The organism is Paludibacterium paludis, from assembly GCF_018802605.1.
Lineage (GTDB): Bacteria > Pseudomonadota > Gammaproteobacteria > Burkholderiales > Chromobacteriaceae > Paludibacterium > Paludibacterium paludis.
The window spans coordinates 2,851,118-2,871,012 of sequence record NZ_CP069161.1; the positions used below are offsets into that span (position 1 = coordinate 2,851,118).

The window sequence follows — 19,895 nt, forward strand, 5'->3', positions numbered from 1 at the left end:
GCCATCCCCTCCCCCATTGTCTTCCGACGCGCCACAAAAACGTGACAACATGTTGCATTTCATTCAGCATAGTCCCATATTTAAAACGTGACAACAAGTCACGTTAATAAACAGACCGCGCCTCGCCAAGGGGAAGCGGCCAGGGACACCCGAACGAGACGCCAAGAGGAGAACGAAACCATGAAAAAGTTGGGCTGCATCGCACTGGCCGGACTGATCGCCACCGCGGCCGGCGCCGCGGACAGCGAGCGAACGGGCAAGGACCTGACACCGGTCGGCGCGCAAAAAGCCGGCAACCGGGACGGCAGCATTCCGGCCTGGACAGGCGGCGACATCCGCGCGCCGGCCAACTGGAAACCGGGCATGAAACGCTCCGATCCGTATGCCGGCGAACGGCCGCTTTACCGCGTCGACGCCACGAATGTCGACACGCACCGCGCGCGCCTGTCCGCCGGCCAGATCGCGCTGATCACCGGCAAACCGGGCTACCGGATGGATGTCTACCCGACTCACCGCAGCTGCGGCTACGCCGAGTCGGTCTACGAGGCCACCCGGAAAAACGCGCGCGGCGCGGCGCTCAACGACGCGGGCGATCTGGCCGAAGGCAGTGGCGCCGGCGTGCTCTTCCCCTCTCCGAAAAACGGCCTGGAAGCCATCTGGAATCACAAGTTGCGCTATCGCGGGGAAGGCTGGATCAGCGGCCTTGTCACCGGGGTCGTGGAAAAGGACGGCAATTTCGATGCCAACCGGCAGATCAACCGTGTTCTGGCGCCCGCCGCCTCGTCGCGCAACGGCAAACTGGCCGACACCCGCGGCCAGCTTTTCCTGTTTCTCAATGAAGTCACCGCGCCGGCCTCCCACGCCGGGGAGCTGACCCTGATTTCCGACACGGTCGGCAAACCGCGCGATACCTGGCTGTACTTCCCCGGTCAGCGCCGCGTGCGCAAGGCGCCGGTGTTCAGCTACGACGCGCCGATGCCGTTGACCCAGGCGCTGAACACCGTCGATTCGACCGAGCTCTTCAACGGTTCGACCGACCGCTACACCTGGCGGCTGGTCGGTAAACAGGAAATGCTGGTGCCGTACAACAGTTACCGGCTCATCGACAAGACGCGCAAATACAAAGAAGTGTTCAAGGGCGCCTACGTCAACCGCGATCTGCCGCGCTACGAATTGCACCGGGTCTGGAAGGTCGAGGCCGTGCTCAAACCGGGTATGCGCCATCTGTATGCGCGGCGCGATTTCTATATCGACGAAGACAGCTGGACCGTGCTGCACGAGGACACCTACGACCAGAACGGCAAGTTGTGGCGCGTACTGGAAAACACGCTCTACATGGCCCCGGAACTGCCGGCCTGCGTCAGCGAGGGCAATGTGGTGTACGACCTCGTGGACGGCCGCTACAGCGTCGATCTGTGGGGCAACGAAGAACGGGAGACCGACTGGCTGGCCGCACGCGAGGGCCGGCTCTCTCCGGCCATGTTCACGCCCGAAGAATTGCGCCGCCTGGGCACGCGCTGACCCGTGAAAGGATTCCCCATGACAACCCGATTCGCTGCGGGCGCCGCCATGGCGCTCGTCTGGCCCGCCCTGTCCTGCGCCGTGACCTTCGAGACGGATGCGCTGCGCGGCAGCGTGGACTCCACGATCACGCTGGGATTCGCCGCGCGCACCGACGCGCGCGATTGCCGTTTCATCGGTCAGGACAATGGCGGCTGCGGCCCCGATCCCGAACTGAATTTCCTGAACGGCGACGACGGCGACCGCAACTACAACAGGGGAGACCTGTTTTCCCTGTACCTCAAGGGGCTGCACGAACTGTCCGTCAAAACCCTGGACGGCGCGAGCGGCGCGCTGGTGCGGGCAAGCTGGCTGCACGACTGGCGCGCGGGCAAGACCCGGGCGATTCCCCTGGCCTCCGATGCGCGGCGGCAGATCGTGACCCGCACCGAACTGCTCGATGCCTTCGTGTTCCACCAGACCGAGCTTGCCGGTCATCGCGTCCAGTGGCGCCTGGGCAACCAGGTCGTCAGCTGGGGCGAGGATCTGTTCATTCTGGGCGGAGTGAACACCATCAACGCCATCGACTCCCAGCGCGCGCACCTGCCCGGCACCCCGGTCAAGGAAATCCTGCGGCCGGCGCCGATGCTGGCGCTCAACGGAGACCTGGGCGCCGGCTGGTCCGCCGAAGCCTACTGGCAATTCAAATGGAACAGCTGGCGCATGGATCCGGCCGGCAGCTACTTTTCCACGATGGACACCGTGGGCAAGGGCGCCCGGGGGATCTATTTCGGCAACAGTCTGAGCGCCCAGCTGGGTCCCGATATCGGCGCGGGACTCGCCACGCCCGACATTCCGGGCGGCAAGCCATTCTTTCCCTATGCCGGGGAAAACCGTCCCGGCGCGCGCGACCGGCAATACGGCATGGCGTTGCGTTACAAGCCCGATGACGCGGGCAGCGAACTGGCCTTCTACTACCTGCGCTACAACGACAAGATGCCGCAGGTCGGTTTCCGGCAATTCGGCAAGGACCCGGTGTTCGGCCTGCCGCAAGGCGAGATTTTCATGAACTGGGGCACCCGGCGCGAACTGTTCGGCCTGAGCGGTCACACCTCGCTCGGCGACCTGGCCCTCGGCAGCGAGCTGTCGTACCGGCCGCGCGACTCGGTGGGCATCGTGGCGCCCGTCGATCCGCTGGGGCGTGCCAGTTTCACGAGCCCGGGCTACGCGACCGAGCGCAAATGGCAGTGGAACGTGAGCGCGGTCTATTCGGCGACACCGTCCAACAGTCTGTCGGGACTCGTGTCCTTGCTGGGAGCCTCGCAGGTCGATCTGTCGGCCGAGGCGGCCGTGGTCCACTACCCCGGCCTCAATCCGGCGCCTTACACGCCGGATGCGCCGGTGCACTGGGATTTCAGCCGCGGCGGCAAAGCCTATTTCGTGCCCTACCCGCGCGGAGCCTCGGTGAGCAAGACCTCCTGGGGTTATGTTCTGCAAGTGTCGCCGCAGTACCCGGGGATTTTCGGCAGCAACCTGACGTTCACCCCCGAGCTTAGCGTATCCCACGATGTAAAAGGCATCAGCCCGAACACCATCCCCTTCGTCGCGGGGCGCAAGGCCGCCACCCTGAACCTCAACCTTTCGCGCACATCCCAGTGGAAGGCTTCGCTGGGTTACACCACGTTCTGGGGCGGCGGATTGAACAATCCCCTTTCTGATCGCGACTTCGTCTCGGCCAGCTTCAGCGTGAATTTCTGAGGAGGGGGATGGCATGACAGCCCGTCTCGAAGCGTTCCTGTTCGCCCATCGGCGCGCGTTTCTCGTGCTCATGGCGATGCTGACCGTCCTGCTCGGCCAGGCCGCGCTGCGTCTAGAACTGTCCGCCGGTTTCGACAAGCAGCTGCCGGCCGGGCACGAGTTCATCCGGACCTTCGTCAAGTACGCCGATACGTTCTCCGGGGCGAATCAGGTCATCGTCGCGGTCGAGCCGCGCCGGGGAGGCATCTGGACGCCCGATGGTATCCGCGCGCTCGCCGATGCGCACCAGGCGATGTTTTTCCTGCCCGGCATCGACCGGCGCACGGTGATGTCGCTGTGGTCGCCCGCCGCGCGCTATACCGCCATCACCGAAGAAGGGTTCAAGGGCGGTCCGCTGATCGACGGAGACATCACCCGCGACAACCTGACCGCCTCCCGCATTGCCCAGATCCGCGACAATGCGCGCCGGGGCGGCTACATCGGCTCGCTGGTCGCCGCCGACGGCTCGGCCGCCCTGATCAGCGCCCAGGTCGCGGCGCATGACGCGGCCGGCCGGCCGGTGGATCTGCTGGCGCTCGGCCAGTCACTGGAAAAGGACATCCGGCAACGCTTCGAGACACCCGGCGTGACGATCCGGCTTATCGGCTTCACCAGCGAAATGAGCGAAATCGCCCGCCAGGCCCGCAACGTCGCGGGGTTCTTCCTGCTCGCGGGTCTCTTCACCACACTGGCGGTATACCTGTACGCCAAAAGCTGGCGTCTGACCCTGCTGACGATCTTCTGTTCGGCGGTGTCGGTCGTCTGGCAACTGGGCGCCTTGCGTCTGGCGGGATACGGGCTCGATCCGCTGGCCATGCTGATCCCCTTTCTGGTGTTCTCGATCGGAGTGTCCCACGGCGTTCAGCAGGTGAACGTGCTGTGTCGGCAGATCGCCGCCGGTCACAGCGCAGGGGACGCCGCGCGCAGCGCCTTCCGCACCCTGCTGGTTCCGGGAACGCTGGCGCTGGCCACCGCCCTGACCGGATTTGTCACGCTGCTCCTGGTCCCGATCGACATGATTCGCGAACTGGCGGTCACCGCGGGCATCGGCGTGGGGTTCAAGATCATCTCCAACCTGTTTCTGCTGCCGGTACTGGCCAGCTATCTGCGATTCGATGCCAGGCAGGCCCGGCGCATCGAAGAGGCCCGGCTCCGTCACTCGCGCTGGCTTGACCGGCTCTCCTGGGTGGCCCGGCCGCGCAATGCGCGGCTGACCGTGGCCCTCGTCGCGGTGGCGGGCATCCTGTGCCATATCGCATCGCTCGACAGGCAGGTGGGCGATGTCCGTCCCGGCACGCCGCAGTTGCGCGCCGACTCGCGCTACAACCTCGACGCGGCGTTCATCGCCGGCCATTTCAACCTGGGGCTGGACATCCTGACGGTGATCGCGGAAGGCCCTCGCGACGCCTGCACCCGCCACGATGTGATGACCTACCTTGACCGGCTGGGCTGGCGTATCCGCAACGTGCCCGGCGTCGTATCGGTCGCGTCGGCCGCGACCCTTGCCAAGGAGGCCAACGCGGGATGGAACGAAGGCTACCCCGGCTGGACCGCCCTGCCGGTCAGCGCCAAGGCCCTGGCCAATGATGTCGACGGCGCGCAAACGCTGGCTCTGGCCAATGCCGATTGCACGGCCCTGCCCTTGCAGATCAACCTTGCCGATCATCGTGCCGCGACCATCGACCGGGTGGTCGCGGCCATCCGGCACGACACCCGGGCCGAAACCCTGCCCGGCATCACGATCCGGCTCGCCAGCGGTTCGGTCGGCGTGATCGCCGCGATCAACGACGTGCTGGAACGCTCGGAGGGGCCGATGCTGATGTACGTCTACGCGGTCATCGTGCTTCTGGTGCTCGCTGTTTACCGCGACTGGCGCGCGGCGCTGGCCTGCTGCCTGCCGCTGACCATCGCCACGCAGATGGGCTATGCCCTGATGCAGGCGCTGTCCATCGGACTGACCGTCGCCACCTTGCCGGTGATGGTGCTCGCCACCGGTATCGGCGTCGACTACGCCTTCTATATCTACAACCGCCTGATGGCCCACCTGGGCCGCGGACACGTCGTGACCGACGCGTTCGCGCTCGCCCTGAAAGAGACCGGCAACGCCACGATCTTCACGGCCCTGACGCTGGCGATCGGCGTATCGACCTGGGTGTTTTCCGGGTTGAAATTCCAGGCCGACATGGGGCTTTTGCTCGCCTTCATGTTCCTGGCCAACATGGTGATGGCGATGACGGCGTTGCCGGCCCTCGCCATCACACTCGAAACCCTGGTGCCGGCGCGACGCCGCCGCCCTCTTCCTTTCGGACACGAAGCATGAGACTCCCCGCTCTTGTTCTCCTCCTTGTTCTGGCGATCCCGGTGCCCGCGGCGGCATCGCCCCGCGATGCGCTCATCGTGCCTCACGCGACCCGCGCGGCGCAGTTCCGGGTGGCGCAGGCGGGAACGCGGATCGTTACCGCCGGCGATCATGGCACCATCCTGCTGTCGGATGATGCCGGCGCGCACTGGCGGCAGGCCCGCCGCGTTCCGCAAGACACCACCCTGACGGCGCTGTTTTTCGCCGACAAGCGGCGCGGCTGGACCGCCGGCCACGGCGGCGTCATCCTGGCGACACAGGACGCGGGCGAGACCTGGCAAGTGCAAAAACGGGGAGGCAAGGATGACCGGCCGGTGTTCTCCCTGTGGTTCGAAACACCGCTGCACGGTTTTGCCGCCGGGGCGTTCGGCCTGCTGCTGGAAACGCACGACGGCGGCGGCACCTGGCGGGCGCGGGCCTTGCCCGCCGGCATGGAAGACCGTCATCTGTACCAGGTATTCGGGCACGGCAAGGCGTTGTGGGTCACGTCCGAGGAGGGACGCCTGCTCCACTCGACCAACGCCGGACGGGACTGGCGCGTTCGCGCGACGCCGGCGCGCGGTTCGCTGTGGGGCGGACTGGTGTTGCGCGACGGCTCGGTGATGGTCATGGGACTGAAGGGACAACTGCTGCTCTCGCGCAACGGCGGAGAGCGCTGGGACACGGTGGACACCGGCACGGAGCGCTCCCTGACCGGAGGCATCGAACTGGCGGACGGCAGCGTGCTGGCAAGCGGCCTGGACGGCGCCATTTTGCACGCGCGGCCGCCGTTCGCCGGCGCGCGAACGTACACGGCGTCCGGACGACAGAATCTTGCGGGGCTCGCCGCGCTGCCGGGAAAACGTCTGCTGCTGCTTGGCGGCAACGGCCTGTCCGTCGTACCGGCGCCCCTGTGGTAACATCGGCGCATGACGGAAACGATCAAGCCCCCCTCTTCCGGTGCCGCGCCGCGCCGTGCGCCGCGCCAGGAGCGCAGTCGGCAGCGCGTCCAGGACATTCTCGATGCGGCCGCCCTGGTCATCGCCGAGGTCGGCCTCGAAGCCGCCACCCTCTCCGAGGTCGCGCGGCGCGCGAACATCACCCTCGCTTCGCTGTACCGGTATTTCCCCAACAAGGCCGCCGTGGTGCGTCAGTTGGCGGAGCACCAACTGGCAAAATTGCGCGAACCGATGGCGCGTTTCGCGCAGAGCGCCGACATTCCGGGGGACATCGATACCATCATCGACGTCTTCGCGGACTTTTACCGCAAGGAGCCGGCCTACCGCGAAGTCTGGTCGGGCATCGGCGCCATGCCGGAACTCGCTGCGCTCGATCAGGAGGATCTGCTCAGCAATGTCGATCTGATGAGCTCGACACTGCGGGAGCGCTTCCCGCACCTTGACGAAGCGGACGCCCGTGCGATCACCACGATGCTGACCCGGGCCATCGGCGCCGTGCTGCGCCTGGCGATGGTCATGGACGACAGGGTTGCCGAGGTCATGCTGGCCGAAGTCAAATTCATGGCGCGCTCCTACCTTCGGGCGCGCCTCGCGCCGCCCAACCCCGTTTAGCCCCGCCGGCCGGCGCCGCCTCACCGCTCCCCGAAGGGCAGCAGGGCCGGTACCTCGGCAACGGGTACCTGCATATCAACAATTCCTCGGTTTCCTGGGTCAAGGATCATCCGCACCGGGCGGTCGCGACCTATGGAACGGTCGATGCGCCGAAAGTCCGGGTGTTCCGGCGGCGGTCATCGAGCAGAAACGGGCGGAATTCCGTCACGGGGTCGGTATTGATACCCGGCCCCGGCAAAGCCGCGCAACACAAAGCCCTGATAGGCGCAGGCCGAGGTACCGTGATGTTCAACGGATCCTCCGTGCCGGTCAGGCACGGCCGGCTGTAGGCCTCGGCCGCGAGATGCCGCCATGCGATCCGGATGACCGGCTCGGGGATCTGATCCACCGACGGATCCAGCCGCCGGAAACGCAATAGGGTCTTGTCCTCGATGATCTTCATTGCGTCGTCCACGGTATGCCGGGGCACTCCGGTATCGATCACGATCGGAACGCATTGTCGCTTCCGACCAGTCTTGACGTCTCCCCTGCCTCCGCCACCGTGCACACCGCGAACATCCGCAGACCACCCAGCCCCATGCCGTGAATTGCACGCCCGATCGTTTCTTTCCGTTTCATGGTTATCGCTCCGTTGGCAAAGTGCGAGGAAAATACGCATTCGCATCTTCCTGTTTTCCCAATCGCCCGCTCGCCGGCCTTCCGGAGCGTCACCTGTCCCCGAACGAAAAATAGGCTGGCGGGGTTCCCAGCGAAATGCGCAACGGCAGATCGAACACGCGGACCTTCGGTTCCTTCACCGTGCCGTAGGTCGCGACAACCCGGTGCGGATGATCCCGAACCCAGGCAGCCGCGGGGTTATTGATGTGTATCTTCCACGCATTGTGGTGGTCGAAGCGCTGATACATCAGGAATGGGCGGAATTCCGTCACGAGGTTGGTAGTCGAACCAAACGCGGGGATGACCGCCACATGTCTCAGCAAAGATCCACGGCCCTCGGTGAAGTCTTTCACCTTCAAGTCCGGATCGCCCAGCGCATGCCCTCTCTTGAACATCTCCACGGTCCGGATCGGTGTGGCGACATTATCGCCGATAACGATATCCTCCTGATGGCCGTTGCGGCCATAAACATAGAAACCGACCCGGATGACCGGATCGTCATTGGCTGTCACGATGGAGGCCACAGTCGCCCCGGCCGAGCGCGGCGGTTTGCCGTCGGGCGACGGGTAGCGCTTGTTCAGTTGCTCGATATCGCCGTCCGACAGATTGCCGATCACCCCACCGGTATCAACCCGGGTGGTATGCGTCGCGCTGCACGCCGGATCGTCATTCAGCGGCGAGTCACGATCCATGTTGACCGGGCAATACGCCGCTCGGGCCGGATGCAGAATCATCGACGCATCGTGCAGGATGGTATTGGGGTCGTTGCAGACGATGTAGGGGGTTTCGTTGGTCGTGTTGCGGTGGATATGGTGCACACCCAGCGCCGCGGCCAGGCCGCGCAGCACGAAGCCGCGATAGGCGCAGGCCGAGGTCACCGTGATGGTCAACGGATCGTCCGAACCGGTCAGGCACGGCCGGCTATCGGCCTCGGCCCGCACATACCGCCACCCGATGCGGATGACCGCTTCCGGAAACGGATCCGAGACCGGATTCAGCCGCCGGAAACGCAGTGTGGTCTTGTCCTCGATGATATTTATCGCGTCCTCGACGATATGCGCCGGCACTCCGGCGTCGATCACGATCGGCACGGAATTGTCGATGCCGACCAGACCCTTTTTTTCGTCGGCCTGCGCCACACCGCAAACCGCGGACATCAGCAGGCCGGCGGCTCCCAGGCCGCGCCATCCGCGCACCCGTGTTTTTTCTCTTTTCATGACCCGCGCTCCGTTTGGTAAAGGAGGCTCTAGTCAACCTGCTCCGGGCATCGGCAAACAGGGGGGGTCAGACGATTCGTCACGGGAAAAACTCTCATTCGGCGGATCGCCCCCGGCGACACCGGGGGTCACCGCTCCGTAAACGTAAAAAGCGGGCTGGCCGGAGGGTTGTCCAGCACAATGCGCAATGGCAAATCGAACACACGGATCTTCGGCTCCTCCACCGAGCCGTAGGTCGCGACGACACGGTGCGGATGATCCCTGACCCAGGCCGCGGCGGGATTGTTGATGAACAGCTTCCACATCGCGTGATATTTGGGACGTGTGGCCAACAAGTACGGCTGAAACTCCGTCACGAGGTTGGTCGTCGGACCGGATGCCGGAATCGCCACCACATTGCGCAGATGAAAATCAGGGTCCGGACTCCGGGAGGCGTTATTCACATCAAGATCCGGATCGCTCAGCACATGCCCTTTCTTGAACAGCGTCACGACCGGAATCGGTGTGGCGGGATCAAGACTGCTGATACTCGTCAGACCGCCACCCGGCCTGTAATGGTTGTGAACGACGCGGATGGCCGGATCCGCATTGGTTTTCACGATGGTCGCCACGGTCGCTCCGATGGAGCGCGGCGACTTGCCGCCGGGCGAGGGGTAGCGCTTATTCAGTTGCTCGATATCCGCATCCGACAGGTTGCCGATCACCCCGCCGGTATCGACCCGGGTCGTATGCGTCGGGCTGCACGCCGGATCGTCGTTCAACGGCGAGTCGCGATCCAGCTTGACCGGGCAATATGCCGCGCGGGCGGGATGCAGGATCATCGACGCGTCGTGCAGGATGGTATTGGGGTCATTGCAGACGATGTAGGGCGTTTCGTTGGTCGTGTTCCGGTGAACATGATGCAATCCCAGCGCCGCGGCCAGGCCGCGCAGCACAAAGCCCTGATAGGCGCAGGCCGAGGTCACCTCGATGTTCAGCGGATCCGTACTGTCGACGCGGCACGGGTGACTGTCGAACCTGGTTTTCAGGTAATGCCATCGCACCCGGATGACCGTGTCCGGAATCACGTCCGCCGACGAATCCAGCCGCCGAAAACGCAATGTGGTCTTGTCTTCGATGATTTTCAGCGCATCGTCCACGATATGCGCCGGTACCCCCGCGTCGATCACGATCGGCACCGAATTGTCCTTTCCCACCGGCCCGGGAGGCCTCTCCTCGGCCGCCGCGCCGCAAACCGCTGGCATCAGCACACATGCCAGCCCCATGCAAACTAACGCGCGGACCTCTGTTTTTATCCTCTTCATGGCAATCACTTCTATTTGATCAAAAGGAGCCTCTAAATAAACCTGTTCCGGGCACCGGCAAACAGGGGGTGACATGCCGTTCCGTCCAAGGAAAGCACTCATTCGTCCTCACATGCCTTCCAGGCAAGGCTGCGCATCACCGTTCCGGAAATGTAAAAAGGGGACTGAAGGGAAGGTTTTTCCGCTCTGCCCGCAACGGCCGATCGAACACGCCGGGTTTCCGCGCCTGTCCGGCGCCATGGCTGACATAACCGGCAGACTGATGGCATCGCCGCCCGGCATGCGAACCCGCGGCCGAACCGGGATTCCGGCAAACAACCACGACAGTTCTAACGACATCCACGAATGTCACGCTGGGACCGACAGCACGATTCCATCCCGCGCACCGAATCAGCGGCGCTAACGCGTTATGCGCCTCGCGGCGGCGCTCGCCCGCTTGGCACGCCCTGTTTGAACAGATGCGGTCATCACCATGACGACAAAAAACCAAAATGCATTTTTTTCCATTTTGGTTGTGGCAGCGCAATCACAAAGTAATCACCGGCAGGGCAAAATGAGTCCTGACGGAAGGTGACGTTTCGATCAACCCAATCGCATCGCATGCAGACCTGACCACAGCGCCGACATCATGCCCAATGACATCGCTTCTTCGGACCTGAAATCTATCCTCCATTCCAAACGCGCCAATCTGTACTATCTGGAACACTGCCGCGTACTGGTCAATGGAGGTAGAGTCGAGTACGTGACGGAAGCGGGCCAGCAGTCCCTGTACTGGAACATTCCGATCGCCAATACCACCTCGATCCTGCTGGGAACCGGAACCTCGATCACTCAGGCGGCCATGCGCGAGTTGGCCAAAGCCGGTGTGGTGGTGGGATTCTGTGGAGGGGGCGGCACGCCACTGTTCTCGGCGGGAGAACGCGAGCTGGATATTGCCTGGCAATCACCGCAAAGCGAGTACCGCCTGACCGAGTACCTGCAATGGTGGGTCGGATTCTGGTTTGACGACGCAAAACGGCTGGAAGCCGCCAAACGGCTTCAACAGGCCAGACTGCTCCGGATCCGAACCCAGTGGCTGGAAAACCGATCCTTGCGCGAAGCGGGATTTGCCGTGGATAGCGACAGGTTGGAGTCGCTTCTGGAAGAAAGCCGTCACGCCATTGAGCACGTGCCGGACCATACCATGCTTCTAACCGAAGAGGGGCGACTGTCCAGGCAACTTTTCAGGTTGGCCGCGCAGGCTTCGGGCTACGGCGAGTTCACGCGGGCCAAGCGCGGATCCGGCGCCGACCCGGCCAACCGGTTTCTGGATCACGGCAACTACCTGGCCTACGGGTTGGGAGCAACCGCCACCTGGGTACTGGGCTTGCCGCACGGACTGGCCATACTGCACGGCAAAACCCGGCGCGGCGGACTGGTTTTCGATGCGGCGGACCTGATCAAGGATGCCGTCATCCTGCCGCAAGCTTTCGTCAGCGCCATGCGCGGCGACGATGAACAGACTTTCCGCCTGCATTGCATCGGTCAATTGACGCGCTGCGAAGCACTCGATTTCATGATCGATCAATTGAAGCTGATCGCCGAGCAATTGGGGCGGACAGCATGAATATCATGTTGGTTTCGCAATGTGATAAACGCGCGCTCACAGAAACCCGGCGGATCCTTGACCAGTTTGCCGAACGCCGCGGAGACCGGGTCTGGCAAACACCGATCACTCAGGCCGGGCTGGATACCCTGCGCCGTCTATTGCGCAAGAGCGCACGCAAAAACACCGCCGTGGCCTGCCACTGGCTGCGAGGAAGGGATCACGCCGAATTGTTGTGGATTGTTGGCGACAGCCGCCGTTTCAACAGCAACGGCTCCGTTCCGACCAACACGACCGAACGCGATGTTCTGCGCTCCGATGATGAGAACGACTGGCTGACAGGAGAAGACATCCGCCTGCTCGCAGGCCTGGCCGCCCTGTTTCACGACCTGGGCAAAGCGTGCGCCGCCTTCCAGTCGCGCCTTCGTGGAAAAGGCTCGTCCATCGCTAATATCTATCGCCATGAGTGGGTCTCATTGCGGCTGGTCCAGGCCTTTGTCGGCCAGGACGATGACGCGGGGTGGCTGGCGCGGCTGCAAGATCCGGCCTGGATGACGACGCGCGCATGGGAAACCCGCCTGAAAACAGCGCAATTGCGCGACGGGCTGGATGATGCGGCCAGAATCAGCAAACCTTTCGCCCCAGGAGTATTGCCGCCGCTGGCCGCGGCGGTTTGCTGGCTGGTACTCAGCCACCACCGCCTACCGCTCCCCGGCGTGGATGTCATCAACTTCGACAGGATGAAAAAGGGACTCAATGATCTGACCAGCCAGTGGAACCAGCCCTTTGACAAGGTCGCCGGCAAGGAGTGCAAGCCCTACTGGCAGTTCCCTTACGGCCTGCCGTGCGATGACAGGTTGTGGCGGGAGCGTGTGGCCTCGCAGGCAGGGGAACTCGGCAAACGCCTGCAGCCCATGGCATGGCTGGATGAACCTTACCCCATGCACCTGGCGCGCCTTCTTCTGATGCTGGCCGACCACCACTTTTCCAGCCAGAACGTCAAACAGAGCTGGAAACCCGGAGAAGAGGACAATGTCGCTTTCGCCAATACGCTGAAAGATGATCCGGATCGGCGTTTCAATCAGACGCTGCCGGAGCACCTGACCGGCGTAATGCGTCACGCACTCGGTGCAGCACGAGCCCTGCCCGGCCTTGCAACAGGGCTGGCATCGCTCGGACGACATCGCATTTTGCAACAGCGCAGCGCGGACGCCCGCTTTCGCTGGCAGGACAAGGCCTTCGATCTGGCCGGTCGTATGCGCGACAAGGCGCTGACCCAAGGTGCATTCATCGTTAATCTGGCCTCGACCGGCTGCGGCAAGACACTCGCCAACGCGCGCATCATGTACGCTCTGGCCAATCCAGCGACAGGCATGCGCTGCGTCTTCGCCATGGGGCTTCGCACGCTCACCTTGCAAACGGGACTCGCCTTCCGTGACAAGCTGAAGCTGGATGATGGCGATCTGGCCATCCGCGTTGGAGGGGCCCCCAGCCGTGAATTATTCGAACACTTGGCCGATATGGCGGAAGCCAGGGGGTCCGAATCCAGTCAGCCACTACTCGATACGGATGGTTATGTTCGCTATGACGGCAATCCCGACCATCCTTTGTTGCAGCGCCTGAGCCACGATCCGAAGTTCAACGCACTGCTGGCCGCCCCTTTGCTGGTATGCACCATCGACCATCTGACACCGGCGACGGAGAGTACCCGCGGCGGGCGTCAGATTGCACCGATGCTGCGCCTGATGAGCTCGGATCTGGTGCTCGACGAGCCGGATGATTTCAGTGTGGAGGACATGCCGGCGCTGATCCGTTTGGTGTATTGGGCCGGTTTGCTGGGAAGCCGTGTCCTGATCTCTTCGGCAACCCTGCCTCCCGCCCTGACTCAAGGCTTATTCGATGCCTATCTGGAAGGGCGTCGCCAGTTTCAGCGTCACCGGGGGCAACCCGGCCAGCTCCTGAGTGTCTGCTGCCTATGGACCGACGAGCGGGAAACACTCACCGCCGACTGTATGGATCGCTCCGGTTTCGCGAGCGCACATGCTGCCTTCGCGGACCGCCGAGCCGGCTGGCTCTCCACGCAGCCCGGACGGCGAACGGCCGAGCTCCTGCCGCTCACCGGCTTGCCGCGCAATCGGCAGGGCCTTTTCCCCGCTCTGGCCACCTTGCTGCGCGACAATGCCCTTCGTTTGCACGCGCTGAATCACGATATCGATCCGAGCAGCGGCAAACACGTGAGCATCGGTCTGCTGCGCTTCGCCAATATCGACACGATCTACCCGCTGGCTCAAGAACTCTGCCGATTGGGCGCGCCGCACGGCGTGCGGATTCACCTCTGTGTCTATCACTCGCAATACCCGCTGCTGCTGCGCTCCGCCATAGAGCGCCGGCTGGACGCCGCACTGACCCGGCATGACCCGGCGGCCCTGTTTGCGCAAACCGATATCCGGGCCCGCCTCAATGGTCATGCCGCCGGCGATCACCTCTTTATCGTACTGGGCAGCCCGGTGACCGAAGTCGGACGTGACCATTGCTATTCATGGGCAATTGCCGAGCCCTCTTCCATGCGCTCGTTGATCCAGTTGGCAGGGAGAGTCCGCCGGCACTGGCCGGCTCCCTTCGACACGCTGAATCTGCTGATTCTTCAACAGAACATCAAAAGCTGGCTGGATCCGGATCGACCGGCCTATTCCCGACCGGGTTTCGAAACAGCGAAGGAATTCAGGCTTGTCACCCCTGATCTGAATGCCCTGCTGACCGAGGACGAGTACCGGCGCATCGATGCGCGGCCCAGGTTGCTGGCGCGCCCGGCCTTGCGGCCTCACCACAGTCTGGTGGATCTGGAGCATGCCCGCCTCGACGCCGAAATCAACGGCAACGCTCTCAAAACCGTTGCCGTCTCCCGCGCGGGTTCCCCAGGCCACAGCAGGCTATGCGCGGCCAGTTGCTGGCAGATCGCCCACGCCATGCTGCAGGCCGGCTTGCAACGGGTTCAGCCATTCAGAAAGAACGATTACGCCGAAGAGTGCGAACTGGTTCTGCTCCCCGATGAGGAAGAGCAAAACGTCCGCTTGATCCGTCAAGTGGAAGACGATCGGACACACCAGAAAAACGAGTTGCGCAGCGACTACCTGCTGCACCGGATCTCGGATCAGGATCTTTTCAGAGGACCTGGCATCGGAGCATGGGGCAATGAAAACTATCTGGATGAGCTGGCGGCCCTCGCGGGGGAACTGGACATGTCGCCGGAGGCCTGCGCACGACGTTTCGGCCATGTGGCGCTGAAGTTCGACCCTGACAACCATCAGGGTTGGTTATTTCACCCGGCTCTGGGCTTCTGTCAGAAGCGATGAGAAGGCGGCCAACCAGGGGCTGGCCGCGGCTGTTCGTTAGAAACACTGTTTGTAACACCAGTTAAACATCATGAACACCGTATTGCCATAAAGTTGATATTAAACGTCAAAACCCAACCACTTAGCGCGCATTTCTAGCAGTAATGATGGATATTTCTCCAAGAAAATTACTAATAGGATTAGGGTATGAATGAAAACAGTTTCAGATCAAGAGAAATCAATAAAGTCATCATTGACTTTATTAACAATAAAATTTCTGAAAAACAAAATGCCAAACTAGCCAAAAACCAAAACTATGATGTTGTTTCTGAAAACAAAAATGAACCATGCAAATGGATCGAAAAAGCTGCCAATGACGTCATGTGTTTGCGGTATGCAACGCACTTGGCGAAGGGGGTTCATCCACAAGCGAAACGCGCAACAAGCATCTGGCTAAAGCATGAAGCAACATCAAAGCATCCATTGGTTGCAAGCCACTTAATCAGAGGCAACCAGTTCATTGATGTCGCAGTAGATAATGCTGCCGCCCTGTATCTAGTTGGTTTTTTGAATCTGATTTATGAAGGAGAAACTCTACTTTCCCTTCTGCAAGCCAATGATCCGGATGCGCTCGCCGCATTGAGCGACGACCCAAAGACGGCGGCGAACTGGCGCGATGCGTTCTGCAGTATCACCGAACCCGCGAGTCATTATGCCAGCCATACCTTCGCCAAACAGATTTACTGGCCGGTATCCCCCGATGAAAACATGCTGCCCGACCCGCATAACGACCGGCACTTTCACTTGCTTGCCCCTCTTTACTCCAGCTCTCTGTCACATTGGCTCTACCAATGTATCCAGCATGACCGGTTCAGCGAAGACGCCAAGAGCGCCCGTCAGGCTGCGCGGGAGAAGCTGGATCATCCACACGGATATTGCGTCTATCCGATGCTGGCCGAAGAAAAGAAAGGCGGCACAAAGCCGCAGAATATTTCTCAGCTCAACAGTGAACGCAAAGGCAGTAACTACCTGTTGGCCTCGCTGCCACCGACGTGGGAAAGCCGCGATATTCGCCCGCTTTTTCATACGGACAGCGCCTTTCTCAGGTTCGGCCAGCGAAAGACCATTCGTGCCCTCGTGCGCGAATTCAAAGCATGGCTGATGAAACAGAATCAAGATGGCAACGGCTCCGGTCGTAGCAACATGCATATACGTCAACGCCGCGATGCTTACCTAGAAGAGCTATTTGCCGAACTGATCCAATATCGCGGCGCCTTCGTCAATCAGCTGCCGCCGGGGTGGAGCGCGGACAGTGAATGCCGTCTACCTCCGGAAGAGTGTTTCTGGCTTGATCCTTACCGGGCGGACACGGATGAGGCGTTCAGCCAGGATTTTCAGTGGCAAGACTGGCCTGGCCAAATTGCGGAACGGTTCGGTCGCTGGCTGAACGGCCAGCTCGGAAGCGACACCTTGCAGCTGTCCGAAGCCGAATATCACTATTGGCGGAAGGAACTGTCGCATGACCTGGCCTGGCAGCGTCAACTGGACGAAAGCCTGCGCAAACAAGGCACCCGGCTGCTGCCGGCAGCTCGCGCCAAGGGAGACGGACATGCGCGTTAACCCGATATCAAATGTTCGCGGGCTGCTTATCCTGCCTCATCTGCGCGTACAAAACGCCAATGCAATTTCCGGACAACACACCTGGGGTTTCCCGGCCATAACGGCCTTCACGGGCCAGATGACTGGACTGGAACGCAAACTGGGCAGGGACATCGGACTGGAATTCTACGGGGTGGGTGTCATTTGCCATGACCACCAGGCTCAAACGTCCGGAGACTATGTGCAGCGCTTCAATCTCACGCGCAATCCGGTCGACAAGAATGGAGACACCGCGGCAATCGTCGAAGAGGGACGCATCCACCTCGACATCACGCTGGTGTTCGGCGTGGGGGGAGAGGCGCTGTCTCGGGATGACGAAGCGCTCGCCGAATTGGCCCGGCACGTTGCCCGCACTCTGGAGACAATGCGCATCGCAGGCGGCACCCTCATTCCGGGGCCTTATCCTCTTCATCCCCAGTTGCATCCCCTGCCCGATGACGAGGAAGGCATCGCCCTGCTCTTCCGAGAACTTCGCCGCCGCTGGTTGCCCGGATTTGCCCTCGTCGCTCGCGACGATCTCTTGCACGCTCACCACGCCAAGTTGCGAAAGACCAACGAGGAGGCCTCCTTGCTGGATGCGTGGCTGGACAAGTCTCGAATCAACTACAACCCTCAGCAGACGAAGTCCGGCGAGACCGAATGGACCGGCTCGCGTCAGCCGGGTGACGGCTGGATCGTACCGATCCCGGTGGGCTTTGGTGCGATATCGCCCCTGCAGCCGGGAGGCTCCGTGAGCCATGCCCGCGATAGCACCACGCCTTTCCGCTTTGTGGAAAGCCTGTACTCACTGGGGGAATGGCTGAGTCCGCACCGACTGACGCACCACGCTGAATTGCTGTGGTACCCGAGTCATGATCCCGAGACCGGGGTATACCGCTGCCGCAACGACTATCGAATCGACCATCACGCCGCACTCGACAACCTGGGAGAACTCGCATGAGCCAACTGAAAACCGCCACCGTCCTCGCCTTCGAACGCAAACTCGATCCTTCCGATGCCTTGTTCTTCGCCGGAAACTGGGATGCCCGCGACGCCAGCCAGACATGGCCGCACATTGCCATTCAGCCCAAATCCGTACGCGGAACCATCTCCAACCGTCTGAAAGCCAAGGACCAGGATCCGGCCAAACTCGATGCCGCCATCGAGAACCCCAACCTGCAAACCGTGGACGTCGCGGCCTTGCCCCACAATGCGGATACCCTTCAAGTGCGCTTCACCCTGAGGATTCTCGCAGGAGCCGGAATCCCATCTGCATGCAATGACGCGGCGTACAGGGAGAAACTGCAGAATACCGTGGCCAGTTACCGGGAAGGTACCGGCTTCACCGAGCTTGCCCGTCGCTATGCGACTAATCTGGCGAATGGTCGCTTCCTGTGGCGCAATCGCATCGGAGCCGAACAGATTGAAGTGCATGTGGCTCAACTGGTGGATGGCAAGGCCGCGCGGAACTGGACTTTCGATGCATTGGATCTGAGCTTGCGAGACTTTGTGGCGGGAGGCAAGGCGCTGACAGAACTGGGGGACCTGATCACGGAAGGCTTGAACGGCAAACAGCACGTCTTGCTGCAGGCGACGGCTTTTGTGCGGATCGGAGCCGGGCAAGAGGTCTTTCCCTCACAGGAATTGATCCTCGAACGTGGCCGTGGCGACAAGAGCAAAACACTCTATGAGGTCAAACAGGGTGCCCATGCCATTGCCGCCATTCACTCCCAGAAAATCGGCAATGCCCTCCGGACTATCGATACCTGGTATCCGGGCGCGGAAGACAATGGCCCGATTGCGGTCGAGCCCTATGGGTCCGTGACCACCCAAGGCAAGGCTTACCGTCAACCAAAGCAAAAACAGGACTTTTATACCCTGCTGGACAACTGGGTACTGAAGGATGAAGCGCCGACCACGGAGCAGCAGCACTTTGTGATTGCCACCCTGATCCGCGGTGGCGTGTTTGGCGAGGCAAGCTGATGGACTATTACCTCGATATCCGTCTGCTGCCGGATGCCGATTTCTCGCCACCGGTTCTGATGAACGCGCTCTACGCGAAGCTTCACCGCGTACTGGTCACTCAACAGCGAACCGATATTGGCGTGAGCTTCCCCGGTTATGATCTTGCCCCGGAAAGCCAAGGCGGAACACCATGCGCGCCTTCGCTGGGCCTGACGCTGCGCCTGCATGGTACGGCGGCTGCATTGGACAATTTGATGGCCCGTCGCTGGTTGACGGGGTTCGCCGACCATGCCATCACGGGAAATATCTTGCCTGTCCCGGCCAGCACAAGCCATATCCGCGTTCTTCGGCGGCAAGTGAAAAGCTGCCCGGCACGGGAACGAGACCGGTTGATGCGCAGGAAGAATCTCTCCCTGGAGGAGGCATGCAGATGTATTCCGGACAGCAAAGCAAAACGGCTGGATCTTCCCTTCCTTACGGTAGATAGTTCCAGCACCGGACAACGATTCCGTCTATTCATCCAACAGCTATCAGCAGCAAAAATTGTCGAAGGCAGTTTTAACGCTTATGGCCTAAGCCCAAGCGCAACGTTGCCCCAGTGGTGAGTCAAAGGGTTGCCCGCCCTCCCTCGGGTAACCCTTTTTTTCAGAGCCATATCTGATCATTAAAAATCAAAAGGTTACACAACGCCCGCTCATTAGGGTTTCCAGCGCCTTTTCGTCGAGAAACCATGCCCAGTATGAATTTCGAACGAAATGCCTCTAGTTCACTGCCGGATAGGCAGCTTAGAAATTAAGGCCTTCCCAGGTATACACGTTCGCAGCGTTCACTGCCGGATAGGCAGCTTAGAAAACAACACCCGGCGTCTCACCGTAACGCTTGACGTTCACTGCCGGATAGGCAGCTTAGAAACTTCATTCCCGATCAGATCGCGGAATGCGCTGGTTCACTGCCGGATAGGCAGCTTAGAAATTTCCAGAAGGTCTTTGTT

The 19,895-nt window shown here is 61.7% G+C and carries 15 protein-coding genes and 1 CRISPR repeat array (1 of these 16 cut by a window edge); of the genes, 11 read left to right on the forward strand and 4 right to left on the reverse strand.

Annotated elements, in window-relative coordinates:
* Positions 1 to 180 precede the first annotated feature (180 nt).
* From JNO50_RS12990 to JNO50_RS13010, 5 genes are read left to right on the forward strand one after another with little or no spacing between them, the layout of a single operon-like run.
* A complete protein-coding gene (locus JNO50_RS12990; protein ID WP_189535650.1) occupies positions 181 to 1,521 on the forward strand; it encodes a DUF1329 domain-containing protein in 1,341 nt (446 codons plus the stop codon).
* 18 nt (positions 1,522 to 1,539) lie between these two features.
* Positions 1,540 to 3,258, forward strand: coding sequence for a DUF1302 domain-containing protein (locus JNO50_RS12995; protein ID WP_189535652.1), 1,719 nt, complete (start codon positions 1,540 to 1,542; stop codon positions 3,256 to 3,258).
* Positions 3,259 to 3,271: 13 nt separating this feature from the next.
* Positions 3,272 to 5,617 (forward strand): efflux RND transporter permease subunit, encoded by a 2,346-nt coding sequence (locus JNO50_RS13000; protein WP_189535654.1) that lies wholly within the window; start codon positions 3,272 to 3,274, stop codon positions 5,615 to 5,617.
* Positions 5,614 to 6,555 (forward strand): WD40/YVTN/BNR-like repeat-containing protein, encoded by a 942-nt coding sequence (locus JNO50_RS13005; protein WP_189535656.1) that lies wholly within the window; start codon positions 5,614 to 5,616, stop codon positions 6,553 to 6,555. The genes JNO50_RS13000 and JNO50_RS13005 overlap by 4 nt, the downstream gene beginning before the upstream one ends.
* A gap of 9 nt (positions 6,556 to 6,564) precedes the next feature.
* Positions 6,565 to 7,206 carry a TetR/AcrR family transcriptional regulator gene (locus JNO50_RS13010; RefSeq protein ID WP_189535658.1) on the forward strand — a complete coding sequence of 214 codons (642 nt, stop codon included), beginning with the start codon at positions 6,565 to 6,567 and terminating at the stop codon, positions 7,204 to 7,206.
* A gap of 130 nt (positions 7,207 to 7,336) precedes the next feature.
* Here the strand turns inward: JNO50_RS13010 and JNO50_RS13015 are convergent, their stop codons facing one another.
* The 4 genes from JNO50_RS13015 to JNO50_RS13030 all read right to left on the reverse strand — a co-directional run bounded on the left by JNO50_RS13015 (position 7,337) and on the right by JNO50_RS13030 (position 10,258).
* The gene (locus JNO50_RS13015) at positions 7,337 to 7,690 is read right to left on the reverse strand and encodes a hypothetical protein (RefSeq protein ID WP_189535661.1); all 354 of its coding nucleotides are present in this window, start codon (positions 7,688 to 7,690) and stop codon (positions 7,337 to 7,339) included.
* On the reverse strand, positions 7,687 to 7,824 hold the full coding sequence (locus JNO50_RS13020; protein ID WP_189535663.1) for a hypothetical protein: 138 nt from the start codon (positions 7,822 to 7,824) through the stop codon (positions 7,687 to 7,689). Before JNO50_RS13020 ends, JNO50_RS13015 begins: the two co-directional genes overlap by 4 nt.
* A gap of 89 nt (positions 7,825 to 7,913) precedes the next feature.
* Complete coding sequence (locus JNO50_RS13025; RefSeq protein WP_189535665.1) at positions 7,914 to 9,080, reverse strand: hypothetical protein; 1,167 nt, start codon at positions 9,078 to 9,080, stop codon at positions 7,914 to 7,916.
* A gap of 128 nt (positions 9,081 to 9,208) precedes the next feature.
* Complete coding sequence (locus JNO50_RS13030) at positions 9,209 to 10,258, reverse strand: hypothetical protein (RefSeq protein ID WP_189535667.1); 1,050 nt, start codon at positions 10,256 to 10,258, stop codon at positions 9,209 to 9,211.
* A 754-nt stretch (positions 10,259 to 11,012) separates the two neighbouring features.
* Between JNO50_RS13030 and cas1f the strand changes: the two genes are divergently transcribed.
* The 6 genes from cas1f (at position 11,013) to cas6f (ending at position 19,509) form a co-directional block, all read left to right on the forward strand.
* On the forward strand, positions 11,013 to 11,990 hold the full coding sequence (gene cas1f / locus JNO50_RS13035) for a type I-F CRISPR-associated endonuclease Cas1f (protein WP_189535669.1): 978 nt from the start codon (positions 11,013 to 11,015) through the stop codon (positions 11,988 to 11,990).
* Complete coding sequence (cas3f, locus tag JNO50_RS13040; protein ID WP_189535671.1) at positions 11,987 to 15,322, forward strand: type I-F CRISPR-associated helicase Cas3f; 3,336 nt, start codon at positions 11,987 to 11,989, stop codon at positions 15,320 to 15,322. The genes cas1f and cas3f overlap by 4 nt, the downstream gene beginning before the upstream one ends.
* Positions 15,323 to 15,508: 186 nt before the next feature.
* Entirely contained in the window at positions 15,509 to 16,921 is a 1,413-nt protein-coding gene (csy1, locus tag JNO50_RS13045; RefSeq protein WP_189535673.1) for a type I-F CRISPR-associated protein Csy1, read from the forward strand.
* A complete protein-coding gene (csy2, locus tag JNO50_RS13050; protein WP_189535675.1) occupies positions 16,911 to 17,900 on the forward strand; it encodes a type I-F CRISPR-associated protein Csy2 in 990 nt (329 codons plus the stop codon). The genes csy1 and csy2 overlap by 11 nt, the downstream gene beginning before the upstream one ends.
* On the forward strand, positions 17,897 to 18,922 hold the full coding sequence (csy3, locus tag JNO50_RS13055; protein WP_189535677.1) for a type I-F CRISPR-associated protein Csy3: 1,026 nt from the start codon (positions 17,897 to 17,899) through the stop codon (positions 18,920 to 18,922). Before csy2 ends, csy3 begins: the two co-directional genes overlap by 4 nt.
* On the forward strand, positions 18,922 to 19,509 hold the full coding sequence (cas6f, locus tag JNO50_RS13060) for a type I-F CRISPR-associated endoribonuclease Cas6/Csy4 (RefSeq protein ID WP_189535679.1): 588 nt from the start codon (positions 18,922 to 18,924) through the stop codon (positions 19,507 to 19,509). Before csy3 ends, cas6f begins: the two co-directional genes overlap by 1 nt.
* A gap of 159 nt (positions 19,510 to 19,668) precedes the next feature.
* Positions 19,669 to 19,895: a CRISPR direct-repeat array (repeat unit 28 nt; unit sequence GTTCACTGCCGGATAGGCAGCTTAGAAA); it runs 1,061 nt beyond the window's last position.

Bases quoted from the DNA above. Each gene is read 5' to 3' on its own strand.
- cas3f (WP_189535671.1), top strand. From the start codon at position 11,987: ATGAATATCATGTTGGTTTCGCAATGTGATAAACGCGCGCTCACAGAA.
- JNO50_RS13000 (WP_189535654.1), top strand. From the start codon at position 3,272: ATGACAGCCCGTCTCGAAGCGTTCCTGTTCGCCCATCGGCGCGCGTTT.
- csy3 (WP_189535677.1), top strand. From the start codon at position 17,897: ATGAGCCAACTGAAAACCGCCACCGTCCTCGCCTTCGAACGCAAACTC.
- JNO50_RS12990 (WP_189535650.1), top strand. From the start codon at position 181: ATGAAAAAGTTGGGCTGCATCGCACTGGCCGGACTGATCGCCACCGCG.
- cas1f (WP_189535669.1), top strand. From the start codon at position 11,013: ATGCCCAATGACATCGCTTCTTCGGACCTGAAATCTATCCTCCATTCC.
- csy1 (WP_189535673.1), top strand. From the start codon at position 15,509: ATGAATGAAAACAGTTTCAGATCAAGAGAAATCAATAAAGTCATCATT.
- csy2 (WP_189535675.1), top strand. From the start codon at position 16,911: ATGCGCGTTAACCCGATATCAAATGTTCGCGGGCTGCTTATCCTGCCT.
- JNO50_RS12995 (WP_189535652.1), top strand. From the start codon at position 1,540: ATGACAACCCGATTCGCTGCGGGCGCCGCCATGGCGCTCGTCTGGCCC.
- JNO50_RS13005 (WP_189535656.1), top strand. From the start codon at position 5,614: ATGAGACTCCCCGCTCTTGTTCTCCTCCTTGTTCTGGCGATCCCGGTG.
- JNO50_RS13010 (WP_189535658.1), top strand. From the start codon at position 6,565: ATGACGGAAACGATCAAGCCCCCCTCTTCCGGTGCCGCGCCGCGCCGT.
- cas6f (WP_189535679.1), top strand. From the start codon at position 18,922: ATGGACTATTACCTCGATATCCGTCTGCTGCCGGATGCCGATTTCTCG.
- JNO50_RS13025 (WP_189535665.1), bottom strand. From the start codon at position 9,080: ATGAAAAGAGAAAAAACACGGGTGCGCGGATGGCGCGGCCTGGGAGCC.
- JNO50_RS13020 (WP_189535663.1), bottom strand. From the start codon at position 7,824: ATGAAACGGAAAGAAACGATCGGGCGTGCAATTCACGGCATGGGGCTG.